At 51.9% G+C, this 3,931-nt stretch carries 4 protein-coding genes; all 4 read right to left on the reverse strand.

What is annotated here, in order from left to right; translation table 11 throughout:
- Positions 1-947: GDP-L-fucose synthase (locus tag ABJK70_RS21460; protein WP_347259070.1), on the reverse strand; the 947-nt coding region annotated here is incomplete at its 3' end.
- Between the two features lie 169 nt (positions 948-1,116).
- On the reverse strand, positions 1,117-2,373 hold the full coding sequence (locus ABJK70_RS21465) for a glycosyltransferase family 1 protein (protein ID WP_347259071.1): 1,257 nt from the start codon (positions 2,371-2,373) through the stop codon (positions 1,117-1,119).
- 101 nt (positions 2,374-2,474) lie between these two features.
- Positions 2,475-3,401: a glycosyltransferase gene (locus ABJK70_RS21470; protein ID WP_347259072.1), complete on the reverse strand. Its 927-nt coding sequence runs from the start codon at positions 3,399-3,401 to the stop codon at positions 2,475-2,477.
- A gap of 3 nt (positions 3,402-3,404) precedes the next feature.
- Positions 3,405-3,931 (reverse strand): FkbM family methyltransferase (locus tag ABJK70_RS21475; RefSeq protein ID WP_347259073.1); only part of this gene is annotated, 527 nt, incomplete at its 5' end.

The raw sequence follows: 3,931 nt of genomic DNA on the forward strand, positions 1-3,931 counted from the left end.
GGGTGAGAATTATCAAAATCGATACAGCCCTCGTAGCCCACTACTCGTTTAACGAGTTCGGCTAGTTCCTTGATGGTGATGTCTTCACCTATACCGATGTTAATGACGGGAGGTACGCCATTATTGCGGTCTGATGCGAGTAGCGGCCTAAACCGGTCATCCGGCAGGTTCATCAGATAGATGCAGGCCTCTGCCATATCGTCGCTGTAAAGGAATTCACGCCGTGGCGTTCCGGTACCCCAAATTTTGACAGTAGGGGCAAATCCCGAGACACACGCTTCGAGAAGTTCGTTTTTCAGTTCCGTCGGAATTGAGCCATGTATTGCCTCGTCACGCAGGATAGCTTCACGATTACCCAGTGAAGCGAGCTTGGCCAGGTGGAATTTACGGATCATGGCGGGAATGACGTGGGAGTTCATCAAATTGTAATTATCGCCGGGGCCATAAAGATTGGTGGGCATGACTGCAAGGTATTGGGTGCCGTATTGCCGGTTGTAGCTCCAGCACATTTCGATGCCGGCGATCTTGGCCAATGCATAAGGACGGTTGGTTTCTTCCAACGGTCCGGTAAGTAGATATTCTTCCATGAGTGGCTGGGGGGCCATTTTTGGGTAAATGCAGCTGGAACCCAGGAACAAGAGGCGCTTGACATTATTCTCGTAAGCTGCGTGGATAACATTGGTCTGAATGGCAAGGTTATCTCGGATAAACTCAGCGGGGTAAGTATTGTTGGCGTGGATGCCGCCAACCTTAGCTGCAGCGAGAAAGACGTATTCAGGTTTCTCCGTACTGAAGAATTTGTTTACGGCAAGTTGGTCAGTGAGATCCAGTTCGGAATGGGGGCGGGTAAGAAGATTGGTATAGCCCTGTACCCGCAAGTTGCGCATAAGAGCGCGGCCTACTAGCCCGCGGTGGCCGGCAATATAGATCTTGGCTGATTTTTCCATGTTAACGCCTCTCATGTTGCGGGATTGTCTTCGTTAGCTCTTGGTACTTGGAAGTCGAAGCCTGGCAAAACTTCGCGCTTTTTCTTGAAACTAGGGACGCGAATGGCTGCGGCAGTCTGAAGCACACAGGCCCGACAGCGAGCTTTCCGAGTAGTAGGAAACTGGTGAATTAGCGCTTGTTATGGTGTTTGCTTTGTTCGGCGCTTACCGCTCTGATCTGTTGGGTGGATAGCATTGTTGCCCAGCGACGTGCTTCATCGACATTCAATGGCCTATTGGCGACATGCTTGTAGGCCACGCGGAACGAAAGAGCTGCCTCTGCCCAGTTGTACGCACCGACATTGGCATAACCGCGTTGTTTCAGGTCTGAGCGCAAGGCACTGTCGCTCCAGACCAGCGCTGTTTTTTCAGCCATATCCTCAATCGAATAGGGGTCGAAAAAAACCGCCGCATCACCGGCAACTTCAGGCAAGCAAGCCACCCGGGAGCAAACGACGGGGGTGCCCGACGCCATCGCTTCCAATACTGGTATCCCAAGCCCTTCAAAAAGCGAGGGGAAAACCATGAGCTCGGCCCACGTATATAGATGCCGCATGGAGTCTTCATCCAGAAAACCTGTAAAGAAGACCTGCTCGTCCAACGCCAATGTCCCCAGTTCACGCTGGATGCTCTCCAGGCTGGTCTCGATAGGTTTTCCCGTGCACACCAGGGGAATAACCAACTTTTCCTTGTCCCTCAAATGTGCCAACGCCCGAAACAAGCGCATATGGTTCTTGTGCGCCCACGTTTTTGCCGGGTAAAGAGCAAAACGCTGAGGCAACTGAAGTTTATTCAAAGTATCCTCGATAGCCTGTGGTGCAAATCCGATTGCCGACATTTCGGCACCACGTGGTATCACCGCAATCTTGGACGGCGGCAGATCAAAGCATCGTACGAGATCGTCTTTGGTCCAATGCGTTGCCGTAACAACCAGCGACGCCTCCTCACAAGCCTGGCGATAAAGCCAGTTTCGGAACTCGATCTCATTTTTCGAGAACAGCTCGGGCAAATGGATGTGCTGCAGGTCCCAAGGCTCAAAGATGAAGGGCAAACTCGTCGGAAAGTACCTTTGATAAGGAAAATGTACTACTTCAACGCCAGCGCGCTTGAGTACGCCTGTCAGATCGATCGCCGAACTCGAAAATGCGGACCGACTGCCCCGGCGCAAAAGCTTTCTGACGGCATCTTTCACAACACGAGACATCGCCGTTGATACATTGCCTTGCAAGAGAGCCGGCATCTCACAGCGCAAAGGTGGCCATTCAACCACTTCTTGGCCGTTACCTAGATAAGGACGGAACCAAGAAGATTCGCCGCCGGGCCCGATCACCAGTTGCCGATCTTTCGACCCATTCTGTAACGCCAGAGCGGCGAGCAGTTTGAGCAAGTTCGTCTCGATTCCGCCAGCGCTACCCGGGAGTAACTGGCCAAAGATCGCTACCGGGGGGCTTGCTTCCATGGATGAGTGCAGCACGATTATCTATCTCCCTAGCGAAACCGATTTGAATAATACTTGACCGTCTCACGGTCACAGCGCTGCAAGAGGTGAAACTCCTCGCCCATGGACCTGATTGGATCCAACAGACTGATATATTGCCCCAAAATAACGTTGTACCAGTCCCTAGCCCAACGCTCAGCCCTATCGCTCCCAAGCAAGCGAGATGACTTAGTCAATACGCGCTTTATAGCGCCAACGACTCGAAATCGGAGCCGACCAGGGTAGCCATTCGATTCATCACGGCAGTACTTTTTTCGATACAGTGCCTTATACCTCTCCTGTTTAGCCATCTGAGCACGAAGAACCTCGGATTCGCCCCAGTCGCGCCAATGCAGTACAGCGACATCCTTCGTATAAACGATGTCATGTCCGGCATAGAGCACTCTCGCTGTAAGGTCCGGATCGATTCCGTAGTCCATGAACTCTTCGTTGAATCCCCCGAGCGCCTGCAAGATCTCGGTCCTTAAGACCCCCTGATTGACATTCAAAATCCCGGTCTCGGAAATTCCCCCAATGTACGGCTCACCTGAAAAGGGCCCCTGAACGTCCTTGACCTTCAGCCCCACCATTCCGACTAATGGGTTGGCATCCAGTATGCGCACGGCCTTTTCAAGGCCATGATCAACAATGACGTTATCATCGCTGAGCCAACAAACATAAGGCGTGCTGATCTTTGCAAAGATCTCGTTATAAGCCTTTGCCTGACCGAGTTTCTTTTGATGTAGCGTGACGCTGATACAGTCAGACTCGATCTTTCTCAAGTACTCGATGGTTCCGTCCGTCGACCCCGCATCCGTTACATAAATCTTTATTGGGATCGATGCATCACGAATGCTGTCAATGCACTCACGCAAGCGGTCGAGCCGGTTAAGCGTTCCGACCACAACCGAAAGAACATAGGGTTCCGCCCCTGACATGTTCTACCTTCTATTTTTATTGACATACAGGCAGTGCATAAAAAGCGGCTGTCCGGTCGTCGGCGAATCGACTTGGTTCTTTATACCGGCAAACCGGAATCCGATATTGACCAACAACTCATGCACCTCCTCAAACAACGGCTGCCCATCATACATGGGCACAAATGACATCTCGATCAGAACGAACTTTGCTGCCCGAAAAGTCTTCTCACCGCCACGGATGACTTTATCTTCCAGCCCTTGAACATCAATCTTGATCAAGACCGCGTCTTCAAGACTGCTCTCATCGATCAAGTCATCCAATCTGTGGACGGCCACCTCAACCGCTTTTTGTTGGCCGGCAGTCTGAGGGAATTCGTTAGTTGAGATGCTGCTGACAGGCAGCAATGACGAGGCGGGCGCATAGGCATTCTCGAACAGCGTCGCCATTCCGTCATGGTCAGAAACCGCACACTCGAATACCGTCAAATTCCTGATCGTATTTTCGCGTTGCCTGACTTGTGCCGCACATCCGGGCAGCGGCTCTATCG

The sequence above is a fragment of the Methylocaldum sp. genome (assembly GCF_039794385.1).
Taxonomy (GTDB): Bacteria; Pseudomonadota; Gammaproteobacteria; order Methylococcales; family Methylococcaceae; genus Methylocaldum.